The organism is Mucilaginibacter lappiensis, from assembly GCF_050433765.1.
GTDB classification, from domain to species: Bacteria; Bacteroidota; Bacteroidia; order Sphingobacteriales; family Sphingobacteriaceae; genus Mucilaginibacter; species Mucilaginibacter lappiensis_A.
The window spans coordinates 403193-429982 of record NZ_JBNPWP010000006.1; the positions used below are offsets into that span (position 1 = coordinate 403193).

The window sequence follows — 26790 nt, forward strand, 5'->3', positions numbered from 1 at the left end:
ACAAACATGAATGTGCAGGTCAGTTCATCATATATCGTTGGTCATTTTTTATTCGTTTTTCTGGAATTCATATCTGAACCAATTAATATCAATATAGCCTTTAGCCTTAATCGTATTGAAATTATAGATGCCGATCCGGTCTCCCCGGTAACTGCCCCAGGTCAGTTGGGACGTTCCGGCAAAGGGGGTGAATACCCGCCCATTAATGCTGAACGAGTAGGTGTTTTCGCCGTTGAAATCCCAGGTTGAACGAAGCCAGATCGTTTTCCCGGTGATTCTGACGCCAACAGTATCTTTCCCGTTACACTCATATACCAAGTACCGCCTACCTTCGGCCTGCCTGATACCCAATGTGCTATAACTGATGGTCGAAAAGTGTGTCAGGCCCGCGTATTGACCGTTGACCATATGGTCAATATTCATTTGAATGGTTACCGTATTGGCTTTGGTTCGCATCGTCCGTTGCGTCAGGGTGTTCCCTGCCCGTAGAATGGTTTTTTTTGGTTCGTAGGGCATGAGCGGTTTGAACGCATGCAGACGGAGATACCCCGGACGCTCTGTCAGCGACCACTTTTCGGCTCTGGGCTGGTAATTCCATTCCCATTGAGCTTTCAGGATCGATGAACTGAAATCATCGCTGCCTAAAATGCCAAGGTCGTTTTTGACATCGATCGGTTTAGCGGCCGACCACACCATCCGGCCTATACCATCTTCTCCAACCGCTCCGACGACGGGCCATCCATCAATCCATTGTACGGGCAGCAGACTGGCGGCCCGGCCTTCCCAGTCACCAGTACCGTGATGTGTGAAAAAATACCACTGACCGTTCGACAACTGTATTAAACCACCTTGGTTAGGCTCTCTATCTACCTTTGAATCGACATGGTTCAACTGCCTGACCTCCCAGGGGCCGGTAAGCTTTGTAGCGCGTTCCATCATCATCACACGTCCCTCTTTCCTGACCTCGCTGAAATAATGGAAATAAAAACTACCTATCTTATACAGTTTATTGGCTTCGCTGCCCTTGGACTGGTGGATGATCGTATCTGATGAGGTGATAAGGCTTTTGCCGTCCGGGCTCATCCTGAACAGGTGGATGTTGTATTGTTTGTTGGTTTTGGGGTCGAATTTAAAATTCGTAGCGATAAAATAAAGCTGGCCGTCATCGTCACAAAAAGAACTGCAATCATCCCAGCCCGCGGTCTTCCAAACCTGATGCAGGGGTTCCCAGGGGCCGCCGGCATTGGTGGCCGAACTCATAAAAAATCCGTCATCAGGAGTGCCGAAATAAACCCAAAACCTGTTTTTATAGTACCGTATAGTACATACTATTCCATGCTTTATGTGAACAATAAGGTGAACAAAATCCGTTTTTTTGATTTGTTCACCATAAAGGATCTAATTAATAGATAATTACATCAAAAAAAATCAGACTAAAAAGGACGCATTCAGGTCTCTTTTTTCGCTTTCCGGTGAATTGATTTTAATAGGGTGATATGGACAATTTCGCGATAGATCCCCCTCCAATTTTTGTGAATTTGTTAGGGAAGTTGCAGCACAGGAGATTATCAATATTCGCTATCAATTTCTGAAGCACAATAAAGGCTCTGTGGAGATCTGATGGACCTTTAAGTGTGTCATGAATTATTTTGCAGGTGCATAAGCACCGTTTTTAAGCCAGGTAATCCATGCTTTCTTAAACGCTGCATGGCTCAACGGTGGAAGTGTTCGCCCTTCACCGGGATTCCATCCTGCCTTGACTAATCCGTCGTCAGCATGTGCTATCAACTGCTGCAATGTTTTATTACCATTTGTCTTTGGGTTCACCAACTGTTTGGCCAGTTGATTTGGCGTCCTTCCCTGGAAAACCATTTTCATATTTGCCGGAGGTAGATGCCAATTAGGATTCCCTGGAGGTTTATTCAACCCCGCAATATTTGTCGGCTGATGGCAGTTTGAGCATTTCATCGCATACAAGCCTTTACCCTCTACGCCTCTCTTGGGAAGCATAGCGTGCAAATGGCTGTCGTCTCCCTGAAGTGGGACATCTCCGGATGGATGGCAATTCATACAACGGGCGCTCATTAGTACAGTATACACTTGCTTGAAAGCTGCTACAGAAGCTAAACTATCTTTTTTTACTACAACTAAGGGGACAATTGTTTTTGAAGTATTCAGGCTAAAAGCCATTATGCCAACCATGATCAACAAGGTGCCTATTACAGCAAGAGATCTCTTTTTCATTTCCCTAAAGTCTCCTTCCCTTGCAGTTCTGACGCTAAATGGATAGCTTCACGTATGCGCAAATAAGTACCGCAGCGACAAATATTGCCTGCCATGGCGTCATCAATATCCTGGTCTGTAGGTTTTTTGTTTTCTTTTAGCAGCACAGCAGCTGACATGATCTGCCCGGCCTGGCAGTAGCCGCATTGAGACACGTCTAACTCCAGCCAGGCCTTTTGTAACGGGTGGGTGTTGGTTGCAGATAAGCCTTCAATCGTCACTACCTTTTTTCCTTCGGCACGGCTTACTTTTGTAACGCAGGAGCGAACGGCCTCACCATTCAAATGAACTACACATGCACCGCATTGTGCCACCCCGCAGCCATACTTTGTTCCCACAAGACCAATGATATCCCGGAGCACCCACAACAATGGTGTATCAGGGTTTGTATCTATATTGTAGGTTTTCTTATTAATGTTTAGTGTGATCATAACTAAAATATTATGGTTGAAAAAATCAATGAATTAAACCGCAGGTATCTCAGGCTGTGGTGAAGAAAAAGGCTGCTGATAGTAACGCCGGCCGGATGCCTTGTATAACGCGTTAGCTACTGCGCCAAATACAGGAGGAAAGGGTGGCTCACCCAATCCGGTAGGATCAATATCATTCTGAACAAAATGGACCTCAACTTTTTTAGGTGCTTCGTGCATGCGGATGATCCTGTACTTATGAAAATTATTTTCTTCTACCACGCCATTTTTATGCGTCAATCCGCCATAAAGGGAATTTCCAATTCCGTCAACAACTGCGCCCTGTACCATATTCGTTGCTGCATCCGGGTTTATCACTATTCCGCAATCCATGGCGCTAAATACTCTTTCGACATACGGTTGCCCGTCTTTGGTCGTCATATCTACTACATGGGCCGCATAAGAATTATGGCAGAAATAAGCGGCAACGCCACGGCTGAATTTTTTATGTTCCGGGCCATTCCACCCCGATTTTTCTTTAACTAATTTCAACACGCCGGCGTACCGGTCAGCATCATATTCATTGTTTTTACCTACTGGATTTTCTTTTGCTCTTTTTAACAACTCCAACCGGAAGTCTATTGGGTCTTCACCCATTGCTTCCGCCAATTCATCCAGGAAAGACTGTTCTGCGGCCGCATTGAAGTTAGATCTCGGAGCCCGGAACGCACCGATGGTAATGTTGGATGCGATCTGCCAGCCTTCGGCAAGGTAATTATCTATCGCACCGGCCGGAAACCTGTTTGCATGAATGGCATGTTCAGGTATCCCGCCACCTTTAACGTGAAAGGCGATCAGGTTTTTATTGGCATCCAGCGCAGCCCGGTAGGTAGCCGTGTACATAGGGCGATAAATACCATAGGTTGTGTCATCTTCGCGACTGTAGATGAGTTTAACAGGTGCCTTGGCTTTTTTAGAGATCAGAGCAGCCTCTATCAGATAATGTCCATAAGCTCTGCGGCCAAATCCTCCACCCATACGGGTCATCTGAATTTCGATCTTGTCGGCGGGTAGTTTTAAAACTTTCGAAAGCGTCGGCTCTGTCCAGCCAGGGGCTTGTAAAGGGCCTACTACTAAAGCTTTTTCATCGGTGACGTGGGCAAAGAAATTCATCGGCTCCATGCAGTTATGTGCCAGGAAAGGTGCATTATAAGTGCGTTCGATGATTTGCGCCGCATTCTTGAACGCGGTTTCCGGATCGCCGTCTTTTCTTAATTCCTGTCCGGGTTTACTGGCGTACTCTCGCATTTTTTCATATTGGGTGGCGGTATTTTCAAGCTCCCCGGGAACGATAACCTCCCTTTTTCCTCCCCTGCCTCCTATAGTATCTTTGGTATCACCAGTGGGTTCCCATTCTGTGATGAGTTTTTTACGGGCATTCATCACTTCCCAGGTGGTTTTGCCTACCACCACCAGCAGATCATTGAAGGTACGCGTGTCAAAACCGCCCTGTTCAAATCCATCTTCATATAATTTCAGAGTGAAGACATCTTTTACACCGGGCATTCTCAAAGCCTGGGATGCATCAAACGATTTGAGTTTCATACCAAATGCAGGCGGATGCTGGATCATGGCAATCAGCATACCTTCATGTTTATAATCCAACCCAAAAAGCGGCTTGCCGCTGATGATCTTCGTCCCTTCAACATTTTTTTGTGAACTTCTAACAACGTTAAAATTTTTGACATCTTTTAACTTAACGCCCTTGGGTACGGGAATACCTGCAGCTTTTGATGCAAAGTCACCATACTTCCCTGTTTTACCGCTTTTTTCATGGTAAAGCACTCCGGCTTTAGTTGTCACTTCTTCCACAGGTACTCCCCAGGTTTGGGCTGCGGCCTCCATCAGCATGCGGCGGGTAGTTGCGCCCGCTTCGCGGAGCGGCTTCCAGTACATTCTCACGGAATTACTGCCTCCGGTAAACTGAGGGCCTAATTTTACGTTGTCGTGCGGCCCCATTTCAACCACTACTTTTTCCCAGGTCACGTCCAGCTCCTCGGCTACGATCATAGGAAGTGAAGTCATCACATTTTGTCCGAATTCCGGGTTAGGGCAAATGATTTTTATGATATTATCCGCGGTGATCTTGATATATCCGTTTATTTCATTCCACTCTGCAGTAGTACCAGCGTCAACGCCCCTGGCGGCAAGCCCAAATTTTGCGAGTGCACTGAATTGGATCATCAGTCCGCCTCCGACAAGTGCAGAAGCCTTTAAAAAGGCACGCCTGCTGAAATTGGTTTTGGTCTTTTCCATTTTAATATTAGTTTTCTAATGGTGTATCAAACTTTTAATATTGAACAGCGAATTTCACACGCTTTTAACGGGTGAAGAGGTTCGCAAAAAATCATAGTGGTTAATATAATTATCTTAGGTATAGTGCTTTATAAGTTAAAAGGTACAAAAAATAATTAATTTTAAATCATAGAACTGCTATAAATTGAGCTTGAGCTATCGTAATAGATTTTGTTGCCCCTGCTTTTATCAGACAAATTGGGCATCCATTTTATCACTTAAACTTAGCATACTCTTCGTCTGATACGCTGCCCATCCACACCACTATACCTTTGCCGTTATTTGGTCCCAAAGCGATATGTGACATAGAGCTATCCCGCGATGCTCCATGCCAATGAGCTACATTAGCGGAACATTTGATGACATCACCCTTGCGGATCAAACGGATAGGCTGACCTTTTTCCTGGTAATACCCCACACCGTCTGTGATTAATAATATTTGTCCTGAAGGATGCAAGTGCCAGTTTGACCGTGCTTTTGGTGCGAAGGTCACATTGCCAACCGAGGTACTGTTCGCCGTGTCTACGCTCGTTAGCATGCTTACCCAGACATCACCGGTGAAATTACCATTGGAAACTTTGTTTCCTTTTGGGAAAGTCGGCTCCGAGACTATCGTCTGCTCTGAAGCAGGAGTTGGGGCGTTGCCCTTGGAACCGAACATGGCGTCTATGAATCGGATTGCCGAATTGCCAGCATTCGGACCAATAGCTTTCGACAATTGGGCAGCGATTCCCAGCAATTGCCCTTCTGTTAGGCCTGTGTTTCGTCCTACACTTAAATGGCTGCCAAGCTGAGCGTCGGCATTACCGATAGTTGCTAATATGGAGATCGTCGCGATCTCCCGGCTTTGATAGTCAAGATTATTTCTGCCAAAAATGTCAGCAAACAAATGCTCCTTTAAAAAGGTATCAATCACCGGAACGAAACCTTGTGTGGAATTTGCGGATCTGCCTGTCAGCTTTGCTTGGACATTTTTCCCAAACTGATACTTATCGTCACCATAATTTATTTTTGCCGGTTTCTTACCCTCTATATCCGTTTTTCCTATTTTCTTTCTATCATTAACAACATTTTGAAAGGTGCTGATCGCGTTCAAACTTCTCGGGAAACCTGCATAAGCATATAGCTGAACCAAAACTTCTTTAATCTCATTTACGGTCAGGCCTGCTTCCAGGCCTTTGGCTAAAGCAACTTTTAAATTAACCTGATCTCCTTTAGCGGCATATGCTGAAATAAGAACAATGGCTTGCTGTCTGGAAGTTAAAGGCAATTCACTTTTAGTCGTCTGCTGGCTGTAAGCAACTGAGCCGAGGCATATGATTAAAGTCAGAGATACGGAAAAGATCAATTTTGAAATATTACTCATTACTTAATGATTTTTATTTTTTTCAACCATGTTTTAATCTCTGTCTGTGCCTGCCTTTCTTTTGCACCTTCCATCACGAAGAGGATACCATCCCTTTCAATTCCACCTTTTATAGTATACGCATCCAATACGGTGCTGTTTGGACAAAGCGCTTTTACAGTTTCAAAAGTGCTGCCGATGCCATAACCGGCATTGGTATTAAAAGGAATGATAGTTTTCCCGCTCAGGTCATATTGCGTCAAAAAGCTTTTCATTGGCGGCGGCAGTTGCATGCCCCATGTAGGAAAGCCAACGAATATCATATCATATTTCGCAATGCTGTCGATCTTCGTTTTAAGCGGTGGTAAAAAATCCGTTTCATTCTCCCGAACTACCTGCGCAACGATAGCCTGATAGTTTTCGGGATAAGGATTAACGAGCTCCAAGGCGACCAGTTTTCCGCCAACCTGTTTCTGAATGATCTGTGCGATTGCTTTGGTATTATTCGTCCGGGACAAATACACGATCAGTATTTTTTTATTACCATCGATAACCGTGGCAGTTGGTTTATCTGTTGTGTTACCGGTTAATTTTTGAGCCTTCGAACATCCCGATATGGTGCTGAAAGCAATAGTTGCCATTACAAAAAGGACTTTTACTTTTTCCATAGATTTAAGTTTTTTATCCCTTACCCGATGCTTCTGAAATCAGGTTTTTGGCGGCTGCATTTGAAGCAAGCAAGGTGCCATCTGCAAGTGTCAGGCCTGTTTTAAAACATCACGACGGTTCATATCTTATAAGTTGATGTTAATGTTGCGGCTGCGCCGTTTGCGGGATGTTGGTTTTCATTTTAACCGGCCTCACCAGCGTTGAAAAAGTGAGTGAGCCCATTTTCCATTTTCCGTTTTCCTTAAGGTACACTTCCGTCACCATAAACGCATGGACTACTTCGTTGCCGCCAACTACTGCCAGCAAATCGATATCATTTAACAGGATAGCGGTGTTACCAAAAATATTTACAGACGCGCCATAAACCTCTGCCTTCTTATACCAGATAAAGCCGCCTTTAATTGTGTTCAATTCCTGGGTCTTTCCCCAGCTTCCCCCCATGTGAACAAAGGCACAATTCTCGGTAAACAGTCCGTTTAGAGACTCTACATTTTTGTCTGCCATCCATGTCCATTTCGTTTTGGATAGATCAAGGATCTCCTGCTCTTCTTTTGTAGTGCTTGTTGTTGCTGCATTTGGCAATTTAGCCTGAGCATGGGATAGCTGCACGGTGGCGAAACACAGGAACATTCCGATAATAGCTTTTTTCATAATCTTAGGTTTTAAGTTTGTATGTTGCTTAATTTTTAACGCTATTGTATTCCGCATCAGTTACCCTTTGAAGCCATACCGTTTTGTTTTTTGCGCTGTTTGTACTTACCGCCAGATAGGAAAAGGAACTTTTGGGTGATGCGCCGTGCCAGTGTGCAATGCCCGGAACGCATTTAATGACATCTCCTTTGTGAACCACCTGGATAGGCTTACCTTTTTCCTGGTAATAACCGGTACCTTCTGTAATCATCAGGATCTGCCCTGCGGGATGAATGTGCCAGTCGAGTTTTGCACTGGGTGCAAAAGTTGCATTTGCCACAGCAATATCAATGGTGCTGTCAGGCTTATTGAGTTCGGTAAGCCAAACCGTTCCGGTATGGTTATTTACGGTAGCGATCTCACCCTTTGGAAAAATGGGCGCGGTTTGCGCCGCTATACGGATTGCGATGCCTGCAGTTAATTAATACAATGGTAACAAAAAATATTTTTTTCATGGTAGTAGTTTTAACGGTTAATCATTTTTTGTGCCTGTTCTGAATAACGGTGCCCCTGCACTTCAATCTGAGACAGGGCATCCCCAATCTCTTTAAGGTCATTGCCTGACAGCTCGATATCAGCAGCACCCAGGTTCTCTTCCAGACGGTGCAGTTTCGTTGTACCCGGGATCGGAACGATCCAGGTTTTTTGGGCGAGCAGCCAGGTTAAGGCTATTTGTGCCGAAGTTGCATTTCTGTCAGCAGCAATTTTGCCCAACAGGTCAACCAATGCCTGATTGGCTTTGCGGTTCTCTTCCGAAAAACGGGGAACGGTATTCCGGAAATCGGTTTTATCGAAAGTCGTATTTTCATTTATCGCTCCGGTCAAAAATCCTTTACCGAGCGGACTGAAAGGCACAAAGCCTATTCCAAGTTCTTCAAGCGTTGGCAGTATCTCCTTTTCCGGTTCACGCCACCAAAGTGAATATTCACTTTGCAGGGCTGCAACTGGCTGCACCGCATGTGCTTTGCGGATAGATGGTACGCCGGCTTCCGAAAGGCCGAAATGTTTTACTTTACCTTCCTGTATCAGGTCTTTAACCGTTCCCGCCACATCTTCCATCGGAATGTTTGGGTCAACCCGGTGCTGATAAAACAGGTCGATCACATCGGTTTTCAAGCGCTTAAGCGAGGCTTCTGCTACTGCTCTGATGGTTTTCGGGCGGCTGTCCGTCCCCAAAGGTGTTTTTCCTTCTTTAAAGCCAAATTTGGTTGCTATAACTACGTTGTTGCGGTATGCGGCCAACGCCTCGCCAAGCAACTCTTCGTTATCAAAAGGACCGTATGCTTCGGCAGTATCAAAAAAGGTCACACCGCGTTCTACCGCCGCGTGCAGCAATTTTATCGCGGCGGATTTCTCAGCCGCTGGTCCATAACCAAAGCTGAGACCCATACAGCCTAATCCTAATGCTGAAACTTCTAATCCACTATTTCCTAATTGTCTCTTTTTCATGTTGATGTTTTTAACTATGGTATTGTTTGTCTGTCACCTGCTCCAACCAGTCTACCGGCGAACCGTTCTCTTTTTCCTGGACGGCGATATGACTCATAGCCGTAACAGCGGTTGCGCCATGCCAATGTTTTTCATTCGGTTCAAAATAAACCACATCGCCGGGATATATATTTTGCCTTTCATCGTCCTCACGTTGTACCCAGCCTGCACCAGCTGTAACGATTAATGTTTGCCCAAAAGGATGCGTATGCCAGGCTGTACGTGCACCGGGTTCAAATGTGACTAATGCCATCACAACGCGGGCAGGTTCAGGCGGTTCATTCAGCGGGTCAATCCGGACAGAGCCGGTAAAATATTCAGCAGGTCCTTTTCCCGAAGACCTGGAGCCAATACGTTTGATTTCCATAATTTGATAGAATAATTAATCGTTTAGTTTACGCTCTCCAAGCCATTTCACCATTTTCGGATCACGATGATCGAAAAAGCTGCTGGTGTTTGTGTCCATTGTTTTGATCTTATCCATTTCCTCAGTGGTTAACTGAAAATCAAGGCTGTTCAGGTTTTCGGCCATGCGTTCTTTGCGCACAGATTTTGGAATGGCAACCACGCCTTTTTGCGTCAACCAACGCAGGATAACCTGGGCAATTGATTTATTGTATTTATCACCGATAGATTTAAGCAACTCGTTCTTAAAAATATCATTCTTGCCCTCCGCAAACGGTCCCCATGATTCGATCTGCACCTTATTATCAATCATGAACTGCTGCGCATCATGCTGCTGGTGGAACGGATGTGTTTCTACCTGGTTAACCGCCGGAACGATCTCGTTGTGAATGATCAGGTCAATCAACCTGTCGGGTTGAAAATTACTTACCCCGATGGCTCTCACCTTTCCTTCTTTATAAAGTTCTTCCATCGCCCGCCATTCTCCATAAACATCGCCAAAGGGCTGATGGATGAGGTACAGGTCGAGGTAATCCAGCTGCAGTTTCTTTAAAGAGTTTTCAAAAGCCTTTTTCGCTCCTTCGTAACCATTAGATTGTATCCACAGCTTGGTGGTGATAAACAGTTCTTCGCGAGTTACGCCGGCAGACTTTATGGCTTTGCCAACGGCTTCTTCGTTCATATAAGATTGCGCGGTGTCGATTAGCCTGTAGCCGGTTTCTATAGCATCAACTACACTTCTTTCACATTCGGCTAGGTCGGTCACCTGGAAGACGCCGAATCCTAAGATGGGCATTTCAACGCCGTTATTTAATTTTACTGTTTGCATAATTTCTTTTTACTAAACCTGTACAAAGGTCACATCTATAATTCTGATAAATGGGATACGGATTACGGACATTTATACCATTATTACAGATTGATGGTTTAGTGCAGGTTCCCGGAAGTAACGGCCTTTTCGATAACGTCGATCCTTGCTTTCTTTGGATCTGGTTTACCCACTGCTGAGCCATCCGCCTGGATCTCCAAAAGTTGATTTTCTTTGGGATCATAAACGGGCCATTTCGGCAATCCACCTCCATTAGGATCGCCTGTTTTGGCAAAATTTGTCCAATAGGCATTCATTAAATTGGCGACCTCCTGATCTTTTTGTGCTACGGGCGCTCCATTCCTGTTAACCGGGTTGCCGAACACATAGGCTATTTCAGATGCATGTGCCGCGCCATACCGCATCCACTGCTGCATGGAAGGAGATACGTAGGAGAAAAGATAAATATAGGCCGGCGCTCCTTTAGCTGTAAAGGCCCGGCGGTAAACCGGGCGGGTTCTGCCCATACCTTATCAGTGTTAACCATGGAAAGCATTTTGGAAAATTCGGTAGTGCCATCAGGATAGTAAACTGCCTTTGCTTCAGCTTTCATGTTACCGAACAAATTCAGTAACGAGTCTTTCGAACTGGCGTTAACAAAACCGGCGGGTACTTCTGCACTGTTCGACCCGATCATCAGCGGGATTTTTAGAGCCCTGCCGGTATTGTAGGCGCTCTGCGCAGTTTCTACAACTAGTTTGCCGTCGAGGATCGGCCCTGTATAGATCAGCGGCCCTCCACGACCATCACTTTCCTGGCCTCCGTCAACGATCTCTGACACACTAAGGGACCTTAATTTTTCCAGAGCCCCAGCATCCGTGCCTTCGATTCCATGCTTCTTGGCGAAGTTTATACCAATAGCTTCTGCCGATACCGGATAATAGGCATCGGCGTTATCTTTACTGATCGGACGCCCGGTGAGCACACCATCGCGGCCACCGCCAGACTCGATAATGGCCTTATGAAATAAGCCCTTTGCACTCGGAATGGTCAAAAGTGATTGTACAGAAACCCCACCTGCAGACTCACCAAAGATGGTTACGTTCTTCGGATCACCGCCGAAAGCCGCAATGTTTTGCTTCACCCATTTAAGTGCAGCGATCTGATCCATGTAACCGTAATTGCCTTTATATTCTTCCGGATGCGCTGCACTAAGCGCCGGAAAAGCAAAAAAGCCGAGCCGGCCAAGGCGATAGTTGATGGTGACCAGCATAACGCCGTGCTTTGCAAATTGTACGTAATCAGCATCTGTCTGCCTGCCGCTGCCGGCAACGAAACCACCGCCATGTATCCATACCATTACCGGTAGTTTTGCGCCCGACGGGGAATCTGCGGGCTTCCAAACGTTAAGAAAAAGGCAATCTTCAGCAGATGTTTTTGATATTTCCGTTCCATTACGGGGCCATCCCATCTGTGCGCAATCCGCGCCGAATTTGCTCGCGTCACGGTCACCTGTCCAGACAGGATAGGGTTGCGGCGGCCTCCAGCGGTTGGCACCTACCGGCGCAGCGGCATAAGGTATTCCCTTAAAGCTGGAAACATCTCCCTCAGTCACGCCGCGCAGTATGCCGGATGCGGTGCGAACTGTAGGTCCAGTAGCAGCATTAGTAACTTTATTTTCTGTTTGCTGCGCGTGCACAGAGCAAGCAATCAACAAAACAATACCTGTTAAGGTTCTTTTCATAACACTGCAAGATTGAGATTAGGTTTATTATAGACTACCGGGCATACGCTCAAAAGCTTGCCGGTTATACAAATGTCAGGTGTTTCATCGAGGCTGGCATGATACAGATTACGGATGTTTATACCATTATTACTGATTTAGATAGGTTCAGTATCAACCCATTGATTATTAATGTAAATTAGAATTAAAAATAACCGGTTATGGATGACATGCGACGTTTCAACACGATCAGTGAATATAATGCCTTTAATAAAAATGAGACAAAGCACCCTTTAGTAAGCGTGGTGGATCTGTCAAAAGCCGACCCAAGGCAAGGCTCCAGGATGTACTTTGGCTTTTATATTGCATTTTTAAAAGATGTAAAATGCGGTGATCTGGTATACGGCAGAGACACTTATGACTACCAGGAAGGCACATTGGTTTTCATGGCACCGGGACAAGTTGCCGGTGTAAACAGTAACGGCGAAACCTACCAGCCCAAGGGCTACGCGCTTGCATTTCACCCAGATCTGATACATGGTACGTCGCTTGGCCGCCGTATTCAGGAATACACTTTCTTCGGCTACCAGTCAAGCGAAGCGTTGCATTTGTCCGGTCGGGAAAGGAATATCGTTTTAGATTGTTTCTCCAAGATAGATTACGAACTGGAGCGCGGTGTAGACAAACACAGTAAACGGCTCATCGTATCGAACATAGAACTTTTCCTGGATTACAGTGTTCGTTTTTATGAGCGTCAATTTATTACCAGGGATCATGTGTATCAGGGTGTTTTGGAAAAGTTTGAAAACCTGCTGAATGATTATTTTGCTTCTGACAGGCCACAGGATGTTGGGTTGCCGTCAGTTGCTTATTGTGCAGAACAGCTCCATTTATCTCCTAATTACTTTGGCGACCTGATAAAAAAGGATACCGGCAAAACTGCGCAGGAATATATACAAGCTAAACTAATAGATGTTGCGAAAGAAAAGATTTTCGATGGCAGCAAAACCATTAATCAGGTGGCATACGAGCTGGGCTTTAAATACCCTCAGCATTTTGTTAGGGTGTTCAAAAAACGGGTTGGCCATACACCGAATGAGTATCGCTCAATGAATTGACCATAACATCTCGCAGTAAGCAGCAGGACATCACCAACATGAGATTGGTGATTGATTACGCACTCTGTACGGTGCACCGTTGAACCGGCTTATGGTGGTAAGTGAATAATCCTGTCCTGTTACATAGCGATATCAAATCAAAACCCTGTAAATATGCTGATTTACAGGGTTTTATATTTTTTGTCCCATGCCAATTATGCCAATATATCTCAAGCTGTTGTTCACCAATCCGAAAATCGATGATTGATCAGCAAAGAATTTAAAGATGGGGGCTAAAGCTAAGTTTAACGCCGTATGCCGAAACCGCGGGATGATCAAGATAGTTGAACCTTTTGATCACATCTATTCTTAAAAATTTGAAAATATTTCCGATACCGGCACCTCCTTCAATATATGGTGTATCGCCTAACGAAAAAGTGCCGTTTGATCCGTTTGAACCTACCGGGAATTGATAAAGGTCTTTTGAAAATAATGGGTTGTTTTCATTACGTAAACCACCATATAATACTTTAAAGGAAAGGTATTCTCTCCATTTCAAATGCCGGATCAACGGGATCTTGTTCAGGATGAAACCGCTAAAGCTGTGTGTAAGATTAAGGCCTATATAATGATCGCTAACAAATTCCAGGTAGTTCATTTTGTTATACGCATCGGGATCATAGGCTATGGATTGGTTAGCCCGCAGAATGCTAAGTAACGGAAATGGTACTTTCCCTGTTGTGATGCTCCCCACTAAGGTAATATCCGAGTAGCCTAACTGTGAAAGAAAAAAACGTTTGTAAATATTGGCGGTAATGTTGTTATAGGCATATGAGCCGTTAAATACATCTTTAAACGCGTGGCTTACTTGCAGGTTCAAGATCGGGTACCTGCTACGAATGGTATGCCGTTCCTGCGTACCCTGTATAATTTGCTCATGCGGCGCGTATCTCATGTTCAGTTCAACCTCGCTGGTAGTTAAGCTATGGATGATATTATGATCAGCATTATTTGACAGGAATTCCAGTGTGCCTGCCGGTTGCTGGTTCCAGTTTCTGAAAGCAATGTTAAAGGAAAAATGATTTTCAAAATCCCTCACGTAAGCAACGGTATAAGTTTTGTTATATAACCAGTAATCTGTTTTACCGGTGCTGAAGGATGTAAGTGCCGCCTGTTCAGGAATAATGGTCAGGCTTTGTCCCGGAAGGTCGGCATCGTACCGGTAACTTACTTTAAAATAGTCGCGGGGATACCGGAAAGGAGACATCTTATTTAACGAAAAATAGGTGTTAAGGTTATATTTTACCTGTTGATCCCTAAAGCCGTAAGCGATGTGATCTTCCAGATAAATGGTACTGTTAAACTGGGGCGTCGTTCGGCCGCCTACCTGTAGCCTGGAGCCCTCCTGTGTGTCGTAGGCGTAAGTAGACCCAAGAGGCCCTAATTGCACTGGGCCGATATTGGCGTAGCCGCCGGTAAGTGCAGAAGCGATCCAGGTGGTTCTTTTAAATGAGGGCATGTTTTCCAGCCGCGTAACATGCGCATATACTTTAGCTTGCTGATGATTCAATGTATCCGGGCGGTGATGAGCCCAATAACTTGTATCGGCTTGGTTAGAATTTTCAATAACCTGCTCGCTTTTCCCCGCATAAAAGGCGTCGGGTTGGGGGGCGTTTAATTTATAATTGGAAAATACGGCCGTACGCTCGCCAATTACACCCATTCCTTTCTCCTTTAAAAGGCCAAAATCAGCCCTAACATTGCTTTTTACCAGGAAATAACGACCCGAGTCCTGCTTAAAATCCTGTTGGATGTTGAGACTGCGCATAAAATTGATATTGATCTCTTTATTTACTTTCAATTCGCACGATTTAACGGCATAATTTCCATCCATCGTAACGTATAATTTACCTTCAAACAAGAGATCGCCCTTGTTGCGTGGGGTAAAGCTGATCTCTATTAATTTTTCGGCTGTTGTTTTAACAGTATCGGTGATAAAAAACTTATAAAAATCGGGTGCATGATTTGCAATCGGGCTCAGGAATTGTCGATTGATAATAAAGATGTTATTTGAATAGATATCAACACTATTACCATAAAGACGGTTGAGATAAATATCGAGCCCCGTGGTATCGATAAATTTAAGGATGTTGGTTTGTTTTTGAGCGTTAAGGATCTGGATAGACTTTGATGGATCTTTGCGATAATAGTTTTGAAACAATTTTTCGCTAAAAAAAACAGGTAGCGAAGTTTGCGTTTGTCCGTTTATTTTTGAAGTTGTATCCAGCATAAACTTGTACTTGCTGAAAAAGCGCCCGTTCAGGAATTTATTGGAAAGATTAAAAACAGAAAGCCCGATACGCTCATACAAATCATACTGCAGGTAGTTTGAACTTTGCATCCGGTTCCTTTCTTTGTGATCAATAACCTGTTGAATAAGTTCAACCGCGGGGTTTCCTTTGTTACGGTACCGTTTACTTTTAGCCGATGTTATTTTGACTTCTTTTAGCTGGGTTTCAGTGTACCTGAGTTTAACAGATACGTTATTGACCTGCCCGGGATTAATTTTCCTGATTTCTGGTATATATCCCATAGATGAATAAGATACCTGGTTAAAAGAACCGGGAGCACTTAATGAATAATTACCATGATTATCTGAAGTAGTGCTGTAAGAACTGCCCGTAAAATTTACCCGGATAAATGAAAGTGGTGCCCCGGATGCGGCGTCGGTAATACGCCCGCTTACCTGTGTCGACTTATCCCCGGTATTGCTTTGTTGTTGAGCCGATACGCTTAGCGAAATGAAAATAAAGTATAAAAAACTTAGTTTCTTTAATTTATAAACGCTTTGGAACGCGGTCATCATCCGCATAGCGGGAGTCAATCGTGTAGAGGGATTCCAAAAAATAAATGCCAACTGAATAAATAATTTATTGATAAAAAATAAAGCAGGTATTTATACAGTCATTCAATTATGTTAGGGCGTATTTAAATTTCAGTCCTAAATTAACACTTAAATCTGTATTTAACCTGATGTTTTTGGCATATTTAAGCAAATTGCTCTGTTTCAATTAGTTTCGGTGGCGCGGGTTTCAATGCGAAAATGTAGCGGGTGAAATTAAAAGTATTATGGTTTAAAATATTTTTATTGAATAATCGTCTGCATCAGTATGTACGTAACCTTATTAGCATTACACTCCTTCACCCGCTGGCTGGTATTATGCACCCTGCTTTTTGCCATCTTTGGCGGCTATCGCGGTTGGTTATTGGATAAGCCCTATTTAAAATTCGATAATGCGGTAAGGTATACGACTGCTACCGTGGCGCATATTCAATTAGTATTGGGTATCTGGCTTTATTTGCTCAGCCCAATAGTCTCCTATTTCTTACATAACTTCAGTACAGCTGTGCATGAACGTGCCATCAGGTTTTTTGGCATGGAACATATTACCATGATGCTCATAGGGATAACTGTTATCACGATTGGCTCTGCTAAAGCCAAACGGAAAACAACGGACAGGGAAAAATTTAAAACGATAGCAATTTGGTTTACGATAGCCCTGTTAGTCATTTTAAGCTCGGTGCCCTGGTCTTTTTCGCCACTGATCAGCCGACCGAATTTCAGGCATTTTTAACAGAAACAAATTCCCTGCGCTAATCCAAATTTTTTATAAAAATACTTGAAATACAAAATGTTTTCATTTAACTTTGTATTGCAAAGTACTTTTTTTAACAAATAGACTCGATTAACGCTATGAACATTAAAATATCATTTGCGCTTTTATTGACGCTGGCGGTGTTTACCACCGGATATGCACAAACTTTTGACAAAGCAAAGTTAGACCAGTATTTTGACCGGCTCGCTGAAAGAAATAAGGCGATGGGCACTCTTGTCATTTCAAAAGATGGAAAGGTGCTTTACAACCGGTCTATTGGGTATGGCCAGATCAGCGAAACGGTAAAGAAACCACTGACTGCAGAAAGCAGATACCGGATCGCTTCGGTCACCAAAATGTACACCGCTGTAATGATCTTTCAACTTGTCGAAGAGAGAAAGTTAAAGCTCACTGATACACTCGGTAAATTCTTCCCTCAGGTCGCTAACGCCGGAAAAGTTACCATCGCACAGATCCTCGCACACCGAAGCGGGATCCATGATGCACTCTTAGATGAGAAATTACGGCCTGCATCGAAGACCAGCCCCGTAACGAAAGAGGAATTACTCAACATAATTTCAAAAGGCCCGTCTGATTTCGAGCCGGGCTCAAAGCACTTGTACAGCAATTCCGGCTATGCCCTTTTAGGTCTTATTGTTGAAAAATTGAGTAATAAATCCTATGTGGAAACGCTAAGGGGCAGTATTACTTCAAAGATCGGGCTCAACGATACCTATATCGCTACGGGAAATATTGATGTAAATAAAAATGAAAGCCTTACTTACCGGTATACCGGCGGCTGGAAACAAGAACCAGAAACTCATCCAAGCATTCTTTTCGGTGGAGGTTCGATCATTTCTACACCGAATGACATGGTCAAATTCATCCACGCGTTGTTTGACCTGAAACTAATCTCTAAGGAACACCTCGAACTGATGAAGACGATCAGGGACGGCGACGGGTCAGGAATGGAGCCTTTCCTGTTTGCCGGCAAGACCTTCTACGGGCATACCGGCGGAGGCGACAACTATGGCGCGTGGCTGGCTTACCTGCCGGAAGAAAAGCTGGCGGTTGCTTATGCAACAAATGCGAAGGTTTACCCGGTAGCAGACATAATGAAAAACATTATGGATATTTACTACAATAAACCGTTTGAGATCCCCACCTTCGAACCCGTCGCCATCAGCGCAGAAGTTCTGGACAATTATATAGGAGTTTATTCGACCACAGGAGCTCCTGTAAAATTCACGATCACCAGGAATGGCACCATCCTTTACATTCAACCGCCGGGGCAATCTGCAGCTCCGCTCGAAGCAACGGCACGGGATAAATTCAAGATCGAGGGCACCAACGGCGTAACCTTTGAATTCGACGCAGCAAAAAAACAGATGATCATGAAGCGGCCAGGTGTTGAAAGGGTATTCACAAAGGAAAATTAACTTCCTGGTTTAAAGGTTCAGTGAAGGGTTAAATCTTAGTTTAAAAAAATAAGACTCCGTTTGACATTAATAAAAACATAATTTTAATTGTAATAGCGTATGAAAACTTCAAGAACAAGATTCGTTTTCTTCTTCCTCATCTTTGCTTTTGCCTTTCTTTTTAGCACCACTTTGTTTTTGGATCAACCACCAGAATCTTTACTCGGATCGGGATCACAAGTAGCCTGGAAATCTGTCGTATCCGCAATTGTGTCTCCTGTCAAAGTTATTTTGATAGGACCGCTATTGCCTTTTATTAAATTTTTACGTCAAGATCCAGATACACCGCCTCCATTTTTTCTTGCCGGGTTTGCTTTCTACTGGTCTATCCTTGCCATAATCCTTCATTATCTGCTGAGTAAAATAAAACGCTCTTAACTAAAATACCTGATCAGGTACTCATCAGCGCGAGGCCAATATCGGTCAGTTGGGCTTACTGCGATCACCTGATACGGGAGGTAGCGCGGCGTTTATTAAAACGTTGAAGGAAAGTTCATCATTGCTCCGGTTATTGCGCCTTTAAACCTTTTATCAGATTCACCAGGGCTGCCTTTATTGACTGGAAACTGATCGTAAGCAAAGTGATCTTATCAGGTAGAGGAGTATAGTAAAAGTGTCACAGAATCCATCAGCGCAACTTCAAAATTACCAGTAATCGCTGCAAAATATGTTTCGTTTTAGGCAGATCTCTATGATTGATGAAATATTTCACTATTTTCGAATAGAATTACAACCTTATCATATTCTGCTAAATGTGTCGAAAATACATACTCCTTTTGATAACAATATTTTGTTGTGTCAACATTTCCAATGCCCAAAAATTCCTGAAAAATTTCTCGTCTGTAGGGCCTATTACGAAGTATAATAATTACCTGCTGTTTGCTGCCGATGACGGCGTTCACGGGAATGAGCTATGGAAAAGCGACGGAACTGTTGCAGGTACGGTTTTGGTAAAGGATATTGCCCCCGGTGCTCCTTCATCAACGGTAAGCGGGTTAACTTTATATAATAATAAGGTATATTTTTCAGCTAATGATGGCGTAAACGGAGCAGAGCTTTGGAAAACCGATGGAACCGCGGCGGGTACAACTATGGTTAAAGATATCAACCCAAGCCGTATTGGCAATAATGGATCAATCCCGGCAAACCTAACAGTTGTAAATGGTGTACTGGTATTTACAGGGACCGATTCAGACAGCACACCTACTTCGGCAGTATTTAAAACAGATGGCACTGCAGCCGGAACTATACGATTAACTGATTTGGATTATTTTGGATCGGGACAGTTTACCGTTGTTAAAAATAGTATTTTTTTTACGCGCGAGGGAAACCGGGCACTATGGAAAACGGATGGAACGATAGCTGGTACCAAAGCAGTAGCAGTTGATGATTATTATACGGTTGATGCGCTACGCGCCGTGAATGACGGACTGGTTTTTATCACCAACACCTCGTACAGGCAAAACATCCGCCTATATCACCTTGGTTTTAATGATGATAAGCCCATTTTACTTCATCAATATGATGCCGTAACCTACGGAACAAATGATATTGACAATATAACGGCAGTAGGCGATGGATTTTTCTACTCCATCAGAACGGTGGATGCCAATGACAATGGCATTGATTACCTATGGCATAGTGATGGTACACCAAACGGAACTGTTAGTATCAAGAGTTTTGACTGGAAACGATATTTAAGTGGCTCACAAATGCAAAGTTTTGTTAGTTATAACAGTAAACTATATTTTGCCGTTACCTCAAATTTTGCTTTATGGAGTAGCGACGGTACTACCGCGGGCACTGTTAAGGTATCTGATGCCGCTGTTAACACCTCGGTAACACCGGTTGTATCAAATAACCGTCTGTTTTACAATGCGTTGGGCAGCCTATGGTCGGTTGATGCTTCGGGAACAGCCAAAAGCCAGTTTAGCGCTCCAAATCCGGCCTCTTTGTTTGATCTTAATAACACGCTTTATTTTACTGTGAAAAGTTCGAATAACTTTGTTACAGCCCTCTGGAATAATGTTTCCGGACCTGTGCTTGCAGTTACCGCCGATTATGGCACCATAGCATCAGGCGATAAGATGAGTTTCAGCTCAAAGGTTGATAGTGCCGTTATAAAATCATTCACCCTAAAAAATGCCGGTAATACAGATCTCGTATTATCAGAAATCAGTGTTGCCGGAACACCGTTTTATGTAAACGGGACGCCAGCGCAAGTGATAAAAGCAGGTGAACAAGCCACCTTTAAACTTGAATATTTGACGGGAAAAGAAATACAGGATAAAGGAAGCCTGCTAATCAGGAGTAATGACAGCTTTCAGGGTAATTTTGTTGTTGACCTAACAGGTAGCAGCATAGGTAAAGCGGATATTAAAAATCAGCTACCGGGTGGGGGCCTGCTTAAATATATTGACTTTACAGATACATCCGCAGTAATAAATTTAAGTGCCGGCACAGTTAATGAAAACAAGCCTAAAGGTACAGTAGTTGGGGCCTTTTCGGTTAAAGACAGTAATAATGCTTTCACTTACCAGTTTATAAACGGAACCGGATCAACCGATAATAATAGCTTTACAATTGTAGGTAATGTTTTAAAGACCAATTCAGTATTTAAATACGCCGACAAAAATACGTACACCATACGTGTAAAAGCCAGTCATGATACAACTAATCATGAACAGGTTTTCGCCATCAGTGTTTCCCAGGACGCTACTGTTGTTACAGCCGGCAATTGTAATACGGTAGTCCAAAATATGGCTTATTCCTTAAATAGTGTTGATTTTGCCGGTAACCGGATAGTGGCAGTTGGCGAAAATGGAAATATCATTAAATCAGATAATAATGGTAAGGATTGGAGCATGGCAAACAGCGGCACCGGCATGTCGCTTAACAAAGTACAGTTTACCGATGATAAAACAGGGTATGCATCTTATGTAAATAATTATCAGTCGATATTACTGAAAACTGAGGATGCTGGTGATAACTGGTTCCCGATTGATGTAACGGACCAGCTTGTAAAGAATAGTTTTTTTGTAAATAACAATGTTGGATATGCTTTTACCGATCAAGCCTCTTTAAAATCTACCGACGGCGGCCGTTCATGGAAAAAGAATGCTTCAATTGGGTTTAGTTTTATGAACTCGGCATATTTTATTGATGAGCAAACAGGTTTCGTATGCGGTTCTGATCGCACATTGTTCCGTACAAAAAACGGCGGTGGTACCTGGGCGAGAATAACCACAGTGCCGTTGGGGGAGTATACCAATTTGTTTAAAGTTATTTTTACGAGTAACAAAACGGGTTATATTATAAGTACAGCAGGTGATGTAGTTAAAACTACTGATAGCGGGGATAATTGGACAAGAGTGGGTGTTGTAAATGATTATATAACAGATTTTTATTTCACCGATGATAAAACAGGATATATTTTGGCTGGCTATGGAGGCTCAATCATCTATAAAACCGTAGATGGTGGTATAACGTGGACAAATGACCTGCAACCCGGTTTTGCAACATTTTTTGGAATAAAATTTAATAAAAACAAGACCATTGGTGTGGCTGTAGGTTCGGGACAAGGGCTGGGGTATTCGGGTGCGGCGGGCCGTGGTATCTGGATGAAACAGGGTACTGATAGCTGGAAAAATATATCAATGCTGCCAAGCAGTGATGATTACTACAGTATTAATTTCATTGACAATAAAAATGGTTATGTGTTTGGAAAATATAAGACCGCAAAAACCACCGACGGCGGGATCACCTGGACCGAAATGCCATTAACCGGCACATATGGCTTAAGACACAGCGCTTTTGTTAAAAACACAGGTTATGCTGCTGATCTGTTGGATATGTATAAAACTACTGATGCCGGTAATAGCTGGACCAAAATACTAACAGGCGATGGTCCCGAGCAGATAAGAAGTGTTTGTTTTGTAAATGCAGATACTGGTTTTTATTCTACATATGCGGATAATGGCATTGTAGCCAAAACTACCGACGGTGGTGTTCATTGGTCCAAAACAGATATCTCGAAATTTGGCTTTGTCAATAACCTCGAATTTCTTAATTCCAATTTAGGATTTGGTGTAGGAGGACAGGGAACAATTATAAAAACTACCGATGGCGGCAATAGCTGGAAAAGAATAATTACGGATGAAAACTATTGGTTTACCAGTGTACACATATTTGATGAGAATAATATTATTGCCGGCGGGCTCGATGGCGTACTGTTACGCTCTAAAGACGGAGGCGTAAGCTGGAATCTCATCAGATCAACTATACAACAGGCGGATATCAGTCACATTAAGTTTCTTGACAAGAATCATGGTTATGTTTTTGCCGGCAACTATGGTAATTCTTACGGTTATATTTATGAAACGTTTGACGGAGGAGAAAACTGGAGCTATTTAACATCTACAAATGACGAAGGAAGCGGAGTGGATAGTTATGGTAATGTAGTATATATAGCAGGAAACGGAGGGTCGGTTAGTAAAATAGCCAGTCCTGAAATTTTCTCAGAACTTGGTTATATAACTGGGGAAACCACCGTAGCTGAAAAAATAAAGAACCAGTATACGGTAGCGGCAACCGCTGGTACTAATTTTAAATGGTCATTTACTGGCGATGCAAAATTAACATCGTTGGGTAACACCGCTACTGTACAATGGAATACACCCGGTAAATACCAGTTGCAGGTTAGCGCTTATAATAATTGCGGACAGGGCAGCGTACGATCCCTGGATATTACTGTCGATTCAACCTTTAAGTCAAAGGTAACCGGTCCTGATACGGTGTTCGCGCATTCCCTTAATGTTGCCTATAATGCGGTATTGCATGAGAATAGTACTTATAGCTGGGTGGTTAGTGGCGATAGTACTACTACAACAACGGCCAATAACGCGATTATTAATTGGGCCACTGCCGGCACAGGCAAGATTGAGGTCATAGAGACTCAATTGAGCACAGGCAATAAAACATCTGCTATTCTTAACGTAACTATCAAAAATCCGCCATTTTCTTTACCGCAAACAAATTTCAAGATCAAGGCTATCGCCGAATCATGTAAAGGAAGTAATAACGGGCAAATAAAGATTTCTGCCGATCGTAAATTGAATTATACGGCAACGCTACAAATGGGCAACTTTGGAAAATCAGTTTCCTTTAAAGATTCGGTTTCCATAAACAACCTTATGACAGGTACATATCACGTATGTATAAGCGTGAGCGGTCAGCCCGATTACCAGCAGTGCTATGATGTTGTAATAGCTGAACCGAAGGATCTGGCGGTGTATGCAACAGTAAATCAAACTGATCGTACTGTAAGCCTTGCTTTAGATGGCGGTATAAGTTATAATGTGAATTTAAACGGAACCGTTTACACTACTACTGCTGGTCATATTACACTTGAGCTTGCAGGTGGCAGTAATACGGTTATAATAACAACCGATAAGGAATGTCAGGGTGCGGTTAAACAACTGTTTGTATTGCCTCAAAATATTGTGGCTTATCCTAATCCATTTGTTGATAGGGTGAGCCTTCAGCTAAATACCCGTAATGCCAGAAAAGCCACAGTTGAGGTACGGGACATGAGCGGCAAGGTCGTGTATTCTGGTAGTCCCATTATAGAAGAGAACAAACTGAACCTGGCGTTTGGTTCGCTGAACTCAGGCGTTTTTATTTTAAAGTTAACATTGGATAATAAGCAATCAGTGATCAAAATATGGAAAAAATAAAATATACCTTAACGATGTTATTGGTTGCTGTGTTTATAGCATCATGTGGTGGTAAGCATAATGACCCGATGGTGAATCCTACCGCCTCGTTACTAATATTTCCGGATAAGGATGCTGCTTGTATAGTAGGAGGCAATGTATCTGCAACGCAAAGTACGGTTAGTTTTAAATGGCAAAGTGCCGCCACAGCTGATAGTTATGATATAACAATAAAAGACCTGATAAGTGGAAATACCATAACAAAATCATCATCAGGGCTGCAGCTTGACATTGCGTTGGCGTTAAACACACCTTATTCATGGTTTGTTACATCAAAAGTTAAAAACAATAGCAGCACTGCAAAAAGTGATACCTGGCGATTTTATAATTCAGGTCCGGGCGTAAGTTCATACGCTCCATTTCCAGCCGAAGTAATAAGCCCGGCTATGGAGCAAAAAATTGATGCTGTTTCCGGTAATGTTACCCTGAGCTGGAGCGGTAAGGATATAGATAACGATATTGTTGATTATGACGTTTACCTGGGCACTTCATCAACTCCTGTATTATTGAAAGCGAATGTTACTGACAGTAATGTAGCTGTGGCGGTAACGTCTAAAAAAACGTACTATTGGAAGATCATCACCCGCGATTCAAAAGGTAATAAATCCGATTCCGGGGTGTTTCAATTCAGTGTTAACTAAACGTACTTTAAAGTAATAATCTTTGATCATCATTATTTCATATTTAAGTCAGCGTTGTCCCTGTTTCTAATGCCTTAGTGTATTTTTTCTTATCAAATTTGTATAAGAAAGGCGCCCGGTGAGGGCCTATATTACGTTTTTCGTTCAGCTTTTTGATCAATCCCAAAAATACCAGCTTTTTTGGGAAGTTGCGTATATCCAGCTTTTTATCTAACAGTGTTTCATAAACGGCATGGATCTCTGTAAGGGTAAACTTAGCAGGCAACAGTTTTTCGGCAATGGGATAATAATATAACTGCATCCGCAAGGCGTGGAGCGAATCTTTTACCATCTGATCGTGATCAAACAGCAGTGGAGGCACCTCGTTAATATTGAACCAGGCACAAAAATCAGACATGACATCAGCCTGCGGTGTAACCAGCGAAAAATCAGTAAGCGCATAATACCCAATGGAAATGGTCTGATCCATTAGCCAGCTATCTTTAATATATTTTAGCTCCAGCTTTTTTGAAAAATTTTCAAAATCCATCTCATTCCACTTAATGCGGTCGGGATCGCCAAAGGTTTTGTATTGTTGCAGGTACAGGTCCGTTAAGCTGGTTCTTTCGGCCACAATGCGGTTAGCGGCTTCATCAAGGGTTTCCGTTCGTCTGATATACCCGCCAGGCAGGCAATAACCGTCAAGTGCTTTATAGCTTGATAACAATATTTTTAACTGGTGGTCATGATATCCGAATATGGCGGCATCAATAGACATGTGCGGCATATAGTGCTTATGCCCGTTGATGATAAAATCCTGAAGTTCTGCAACACTGTTCATATTGGTTTAAAGTACGTCAAAATCAGTCTAAAAATAAAAATAAAAAAAATCTATTTGGTAAAATTTGCAAAATAGAAATTAAGCCATAACTTTATTGTGTAAATTTTACCAAATAGAAACCTCCTTTTACCATTAACCAATTATGACATTAAACAGAAGAGACTTTATTACCCGTACCGCAATGGGCGCGGCGGGGATTGGTATAGCCAGCACTATTCCCGATTTTTTATATGCTAAAACAGAACATAAAGATGATGGACTGTTTTTTAAGCTTGCCTTATCACAGTTTTCGCTGGCCAGCCAGTTCTGGAGCAAAAAGCTCGACCCGCTTGACTTTCCTTTGAAAACGAAAACCGCCTTCGGTATTGAAGGGCTCGATTACTGTTCCATGTTTTTTGCTGACAAAGCAAAAGACACTACGTTTTTAAGCGAATTAAAAAAACGATCGGCCGATAATGGCTGCTACAACCTGCGCATCATGGTTGATGGTGAAGGGGTATTGGGCGACTTGAATACCGAAGAAAGATCAAAAGCCATTGAAAAACATTATAAATGGATAGATGCTGCCGCTTTTTTAGGTTGCCCCATGATCAGGGTGAATGTTGAGGGTGAAGGTAAACCCGATGAGGTGGCCAAAGCCGCCGAAGACAGCCTGGCTAAACTGATTGAATATGGCAGCAAGAGCAAGATCGATGTGATAGTAGAAAACCATGTGGGTATATCCTGTAATGGCGCATGGCTGGCTGGTGTAATGAAAAGCTTAAACAACAAACATAGTGGCACCCTGGCCGACTTCGGGAATTTTTGCATCAACCGTACCAAGCCCGAAGCGCAAACCATGGCTGCCTATATGAAAACCAAATGCCTGGAGGAGTATGACCGCTATAAAGGTATCACCGAGCTAATGCCTTATGCTAAAGGGGTACACGCCAAAACCCACACGTTTGATGCTGATGGAAATGACACCGAAACCGATTTTAATAAAATGTTCAGCATCATCAAAAAATCGGGTTTTAATGGCTGGGTGAGTATTGAATATGAAGGCGGTCTGTTTAAAATGTATGCACCCGAAAGCAAATACCTGGACGATGACGCAGGAGTTCTGGCTACCAAAAAACTGGTTGAAAAAGCAGGCAAAGCAGTTTAAT

22 protein-coding genes are annotated in these 26790 nt (G+C 43.2%); 7 read left to right on the forward strand and 15 right to left on the reverse strand.

The window, feature by feature from the left end; translation table 11 throughout:
• Window positions 1-48 precede the first annotated feature (48 nt).
• The 13 genes from M2273_RS19965 to M2273_RS20025 all read right to left on the reverse strand — a co-directional run bounded on the left by M2273_RS19965 (window position 49) and on the right by M2273_RS20025 (window position 12197).
• Window positions 49-1398 carry a family 43 glycosylhydrolase gene (locus tag M2273_RS19965; RefSeq protein ID WP_429399571.1) on the reverse strand — a complete coding sequence of 450 codons (1350 nt, stop codon included), beginning with the start codon at window positions 1396-1398 and terminating at the stop codon, window positions 49-51.
• A 246-nt stretch (window positions 1399-1644) separates the two neighbouring features.
• A complete protein-coding gene (locus M2273_RS19970; RefSeq protein WP_429399529.1) occupies window positions 1645-2244 on the reverse strand; it encodes a hypothetical protein in 600 nt (199 codons plus the stop codon).
• Window positions 2241-2714 carry a (2Fe-2S)-binding protein gene (locus M2273_RS19975; protein WP_429399530.1) on the reverse strand — a complete coding sequence of 158 codons (474 nt, stop codon included), beginning with the start codon at window positions 2712-2714 and terminating at the stop codon, window positions 2241-2243. Before M2273_RS19975 ends, M2273_RS19970 begins: the two co-directional genes overlap by 4 nt.
• A 33-nt stretch (window positions 2715-2747) precedes the next feature.
• Window positions 2748-5009, reverse strand: coding sequence for a molybdopterin cofactor-binding domain-containing protein (locus M2273_RS19980; protein ID WP_429399531.1), 2262 nt, complete (start codon window positions 5007-5009; stop codon window positions 2748-2750).
• A gap of 253 nt (window positions 5010-5262) precedes the next feature.
• Window positions 5263-6414: a carboxymuconolactone decarboxylase family protein gene (locus M2273_RS19985; RefSeq protein ID WP_429399532.1), complete on the reverse strand. Its 1152-nt coding sequence runs from the start codon at window positions 6412-6414 to the stop codon at window positions 5263-5265.
• Complete coding sequence (locus M2273_RS19990) at window positions 6414-7061, reverse strand: flavodoxin (RefSeq protein WP_429399533.1); 648 nt, start codon at window positions 7059-7061, stop codon at window positions 6414-6416. The genes M2273_RS19985 and M2273_RS19990 overlap by 1 nt, the downstream gene beginning before the upstream one ends.
• A 139-nt stretch (window positions 7062-7200) precedes the next feature.
• Window positions 7201-7713, reverse strand: coding sequence for a nuclear transport factor 2 family protein (locus tag M2273_RS19995; RefSeq protein ID WP_429399534.1), 513 nt, complete (start codon window positions 7711-7713; stop codon window positions 7201-7203).
• A gap of 28 nt (window positions 7714-7741) precedes the next feature.
• Window positions 7742-8161, reverse strand: coding sequence for a cupin domain-containing protein (locus M2273_RS20000; RefSeq protein WP_429399572.1), 420 nt, complete (start codon window positions 8159-8161; stop codon window positions 7742-7744).
• A gap of 56 nt (window positions 8162-8217) precedes the next feature.
• Complete coding sequence (locus M2273_RS20005; RefSeq protein ID WP_429399535.1) at window positions 8218-9201, reverse strand: aldo/keto reductase; 984 nt, start codon at window positions 9199-9201, stop codon at window positions 8218-8220.
• 10 nt (window positions 9202-9211) lie between these two features.
• Window positions 9212-9607 carry a (R)-mandelonitrile lyase gene (locus M2273_RS20010; RefSeq protein WP_429399536.1) on the reverse strand — a complete coding sequence of 132 codons (396 nt, stop codon included), beginning with the start codon at window positions 9605-9607 and terminating at the stop codon, window positions 9212-9214.
• 15 nt (window positions 9608-9622) lie between these two features.
• Window positions 9623-10474, reverse strand: a complete 852-nt coding sequence (locus tag M2273_RS20015; RefSeq protein WP_429399537.1) for an aldo/keto reductase — start codon at window positions 10472-10474, stop codon at window positions 9623-9625.
• Between the two features lie 98 nt (window positions 10475-10572).
• Window positions 10573-10890, reverse strand: a complete 318-nt coding sequence (locus M2273_RS20020; RefSeq protein ID WP_429399538.1) for a carboxylesterase family protein — start codon at window positions 10888-10890, stop codon at window positions 10573-10575.
• Window positions 10845-12197, reverse strand: coding sequence for a carboxylesterase/lipase family protein (locus M2273_RS20025; RefSeq protein WP_429399539.1), 1353 nt, complete (start codon window positions 12195-12197; stop codon window positions 10845-10847). The genes M2273_RS20020 and M2273_RS20025 overlap by 46 nt, the downstream gene beginning before the upstream one ends.
• 200 nt (window positions 12198-12397) lie before the next feature.
• On the opposite strand from M2273_RS20025, the gene M2273_RS20030 reads away from it, so the two are divergent.
• A complete protein-coding gene (locus tag M2273_RS20030) occupies window positions 12398-13294 on the forward strand; it encodes a helix-turn-helix domain-containing protein (protein WP_429399540.1) in 897 nt (298 codons plus the stop codon).
• A 259-nt stretch (window positions 13295-13553) separates the two neighbouring features.
• Here M2273_RS20030 and M2273_RS20035 read toward each other — a convergent pair whose 3' ends face one another.
• Complete coding sequence (locus M2273_RS20035) at window positions 13554-16190, reverse strand: DUF5686 family protein (RefSeq protein ID WP_429399541.1); 2637 nt, start codon at window positions 16188-16190, stop codon at window positions 13554-13556.
• 253 nt (window positions 16191-16443) lie between these two features.
• Between M2273_RS20035 and M2273_RS20040 the strand changes: the two genes are divergently transcribed.
• The 5 genes from M2273_RS20040 (at window position 16444) to M2273_RS20060 (ending at window position 24822) form a co-directional block, all read left to right on the forward strand.
• Window positions 16444-16908, forward strand: a complete 465-nt coding sequence (locus tag M2273_RS20040) for a hypothetical protein (RefSeq protein WP_429399542.1) — start codon at window positions 16444-16446, stop codon at window positions 16906-16908.
• Between the two features lie 119 nt (window positions 16909-17027).
• Window positions 17028-18368 (forward strand): serine hydrolase domain-containing protein, encoded by a 1341-nt coding sequence (locus M2273_RS20045; RefSeq protein ID WP_429399543.1) that lies wholly within the window; start codon window positions 17028-17030, stop codon window positions 18366-18368.
• A 99-nt stretch (window positions 18369-18467) separates the two neighbouring features.
• On the forward strand, window positions 18468-18785 hold the full coding sequence (locus M2273_RS20050) for a hypothetical protein (protein ID WP_429399544.1): 318 nt from the start codon (window positions 18468-18470) through the stop codon (window positions 18783-18785).
• Between the two features lie 398 nt (window positions 18786-19183).
• Complete coding sequence (locus tag M2273_RS20055) at window positions 19184-24142, forward strand: ELWxxDGT repeat protein (protein ID WP_429399545.1); 4959 nt, start codon at window positions 19184-19186, stop codon at window positions 24140-24142.
• The gene (locus M2273_RS20060) at window positions 24130-24822 is read left to right on the forward strand and encodes a hypothetical protein (RefSeq protein WP_429399546.1); all 693 of its coding nucleotides are present in this window, start codon (window positions 24130-24132) and stop codon (window positions 24820-24822) included. Before M2273_RS20055 ends, M2273_RS20060 begins: the two co-directional genes overlap by 13 nt.
• A gap of 43 nt (window positions 24823-24865) precedes the next feature.
• Here the strand turns inward: M2273_RS20060 and M2273_RS20065 are convergent, their stop codons facing one another.
• Window positions 24866-25642, reverse strand: coding sequence for an NUDIX hydrolase (locus M2273_RS20065; RefSeq protein WP_429399547.1), 777 nt, complete (start codon window positions 25640-25642; stop codon window positions 24866-24868).
• Window positions 25643-25784: 142 nt separating this feature from the next.
• On the opposite strand from M2273_RS20065, the gene M2273_RS20070 reads away from it, so the two are divergent.
• Window positions 25785-26789: a sugar phosphate isomerase/epimerase family protein gene (locus M2273_RS20070; RefSeq protein ID WP_429399548.1), complete on the forward strand. Its 1005-nt coding sequence runs from the start codon at window positions 25785-25787 to the stop codon at window positions 26787-26789.
• The last annotated feature ends 1 nt before the right edge of the window (window position 26790 follow it).

Excerpts from the sequence above, each read along its gene's own strand:
- M2273_RS19975 (WP_429399530.1), bottom strand. The coding sequence starts at position 2,714 with ATGATCACACTAAACATTAATAAGAAAACCTACAATATAGATACAAAC.
- M2273_RS20070 (WP_429399548.1), top strand. The coding sequence starts at position 25,785 with ATGACATTAAACAGAAGAGACTTTATTACCCGTACCGCAATGGGCGCG.
- M2273_RS20040 (WP_429399542.1), top strand. The coding sequence starts at position 16,444 with ATGTACGTAACCTTATTAGCATTACACTCCTTCACCCGCTGGCTGGTA.
- M2273_RS20050 (WP_429399544.1), top strand. The coding sequence starts at position 18,468 with ATGAAAACTTCAAGAACAAGATTCGTTTTCTTCTTCCTCATCTTTGCT.
- M2273_RS20020 (WP_429399538.1), bottom strand. The coding sequence starts at position 10,890 with ATGCAGCAGTGGATGCGGTATGGCGCGGCACATGCATCTGAAATAGCC.
- M2273_RS20010 (WP_429399536.1), bottom strand. The coding sequence starts at position 9,607 with ATGGAAATCAAACGTATTGGCTCCAGGTCTTCGGGAAAAGGACCTGCT.
- M2273_RS20065 (WP_429399547.1), bottom strand. The coding sequence starts at position 25,642 with ATGAACAGTGTTGCAGAACTTCAGGATTTTATCATCAACGGGCATAAG.
- M2273_RS20030 (WP_429399540.1), top strand. The coding sequence starts at position 12,398 with ATGGATGACATGCGACGTTTCAACACGATCAGTGAATATAATGCCTTT.
- M2273_RS20060 (WP_429399546.1), top strand. The coding sequence starts at position 24,130 with ATGGAAAAAATAAAATATACCTTAACGATGTTATTGGTTGCTGTGTTT.
- M2273_RS19995 (WP_429399534.1), bottom strand. The coding sequence starts at position 7,713 with ATGAAAAAAGCTATTATCGGAATGTTCCTGTGTTTCGCCACCGTGCAG.
- M2273_RS19990 (WP_429399533.1), bottom strand. The coding sequence starts at position 7,061 with ATGGAAAAAGTAAAAGTCCTTTTTGTAATGGCAACTATTGCTTTCAGC.
- M2273_RS20025 (WP_429399539.1), bottom strand. The coding sequence starts at position 12,197 with ATGAAAAGAACCTTAACAGGTATTGTTTTGTTGATTGCTTGCTCTGTG.
- M2273_RS20005 (WP_429399535.1), bottom strand. The coding sequence starts at position 9,201 with ATGAAAAAGAGACAATTAGGAAATAGTGGATTAGAAGTTTCAGCATTA.
- M2273_RS19985 (WP_429399532.1), bottom strand. The coding sequence starts at position 6,414 with ATGAGTAATATTTCAAAATTGATCTTTTCCGTATCTCTGACTTTAATC.
- M2273_RS19980 (WP_429399531.1), bottom strand. The coding sequence starts at position 5,009 with ATGGAAAAGACCAAAACCAATTTCAGCAGGCGTGCCTTTTTAAAGGCT.
- M2273_RS19970 (WP_429399529.1), bottom strand. The coding sequence starts at position 2,244 with ATGAAAAAGAGATCTCTTGCTGTAATAGGCACCTTGTTGATCATGGTT.
- M2273_RS20015 (WP_429399537.1), bottom strand. The coding sequence starts at position 10,474 with ATGCAAACAGTAAAATTAAATAACGGCGTTGAAATGCCCATCTTAGGA.
- M2273_RS20045 (WP_429399543.1), top strand. The coding sequence starts at position 17,028 with ATGAACATTAAAATATCATTTGCGCTTTTATTGACGCTGGCGGTGTTT.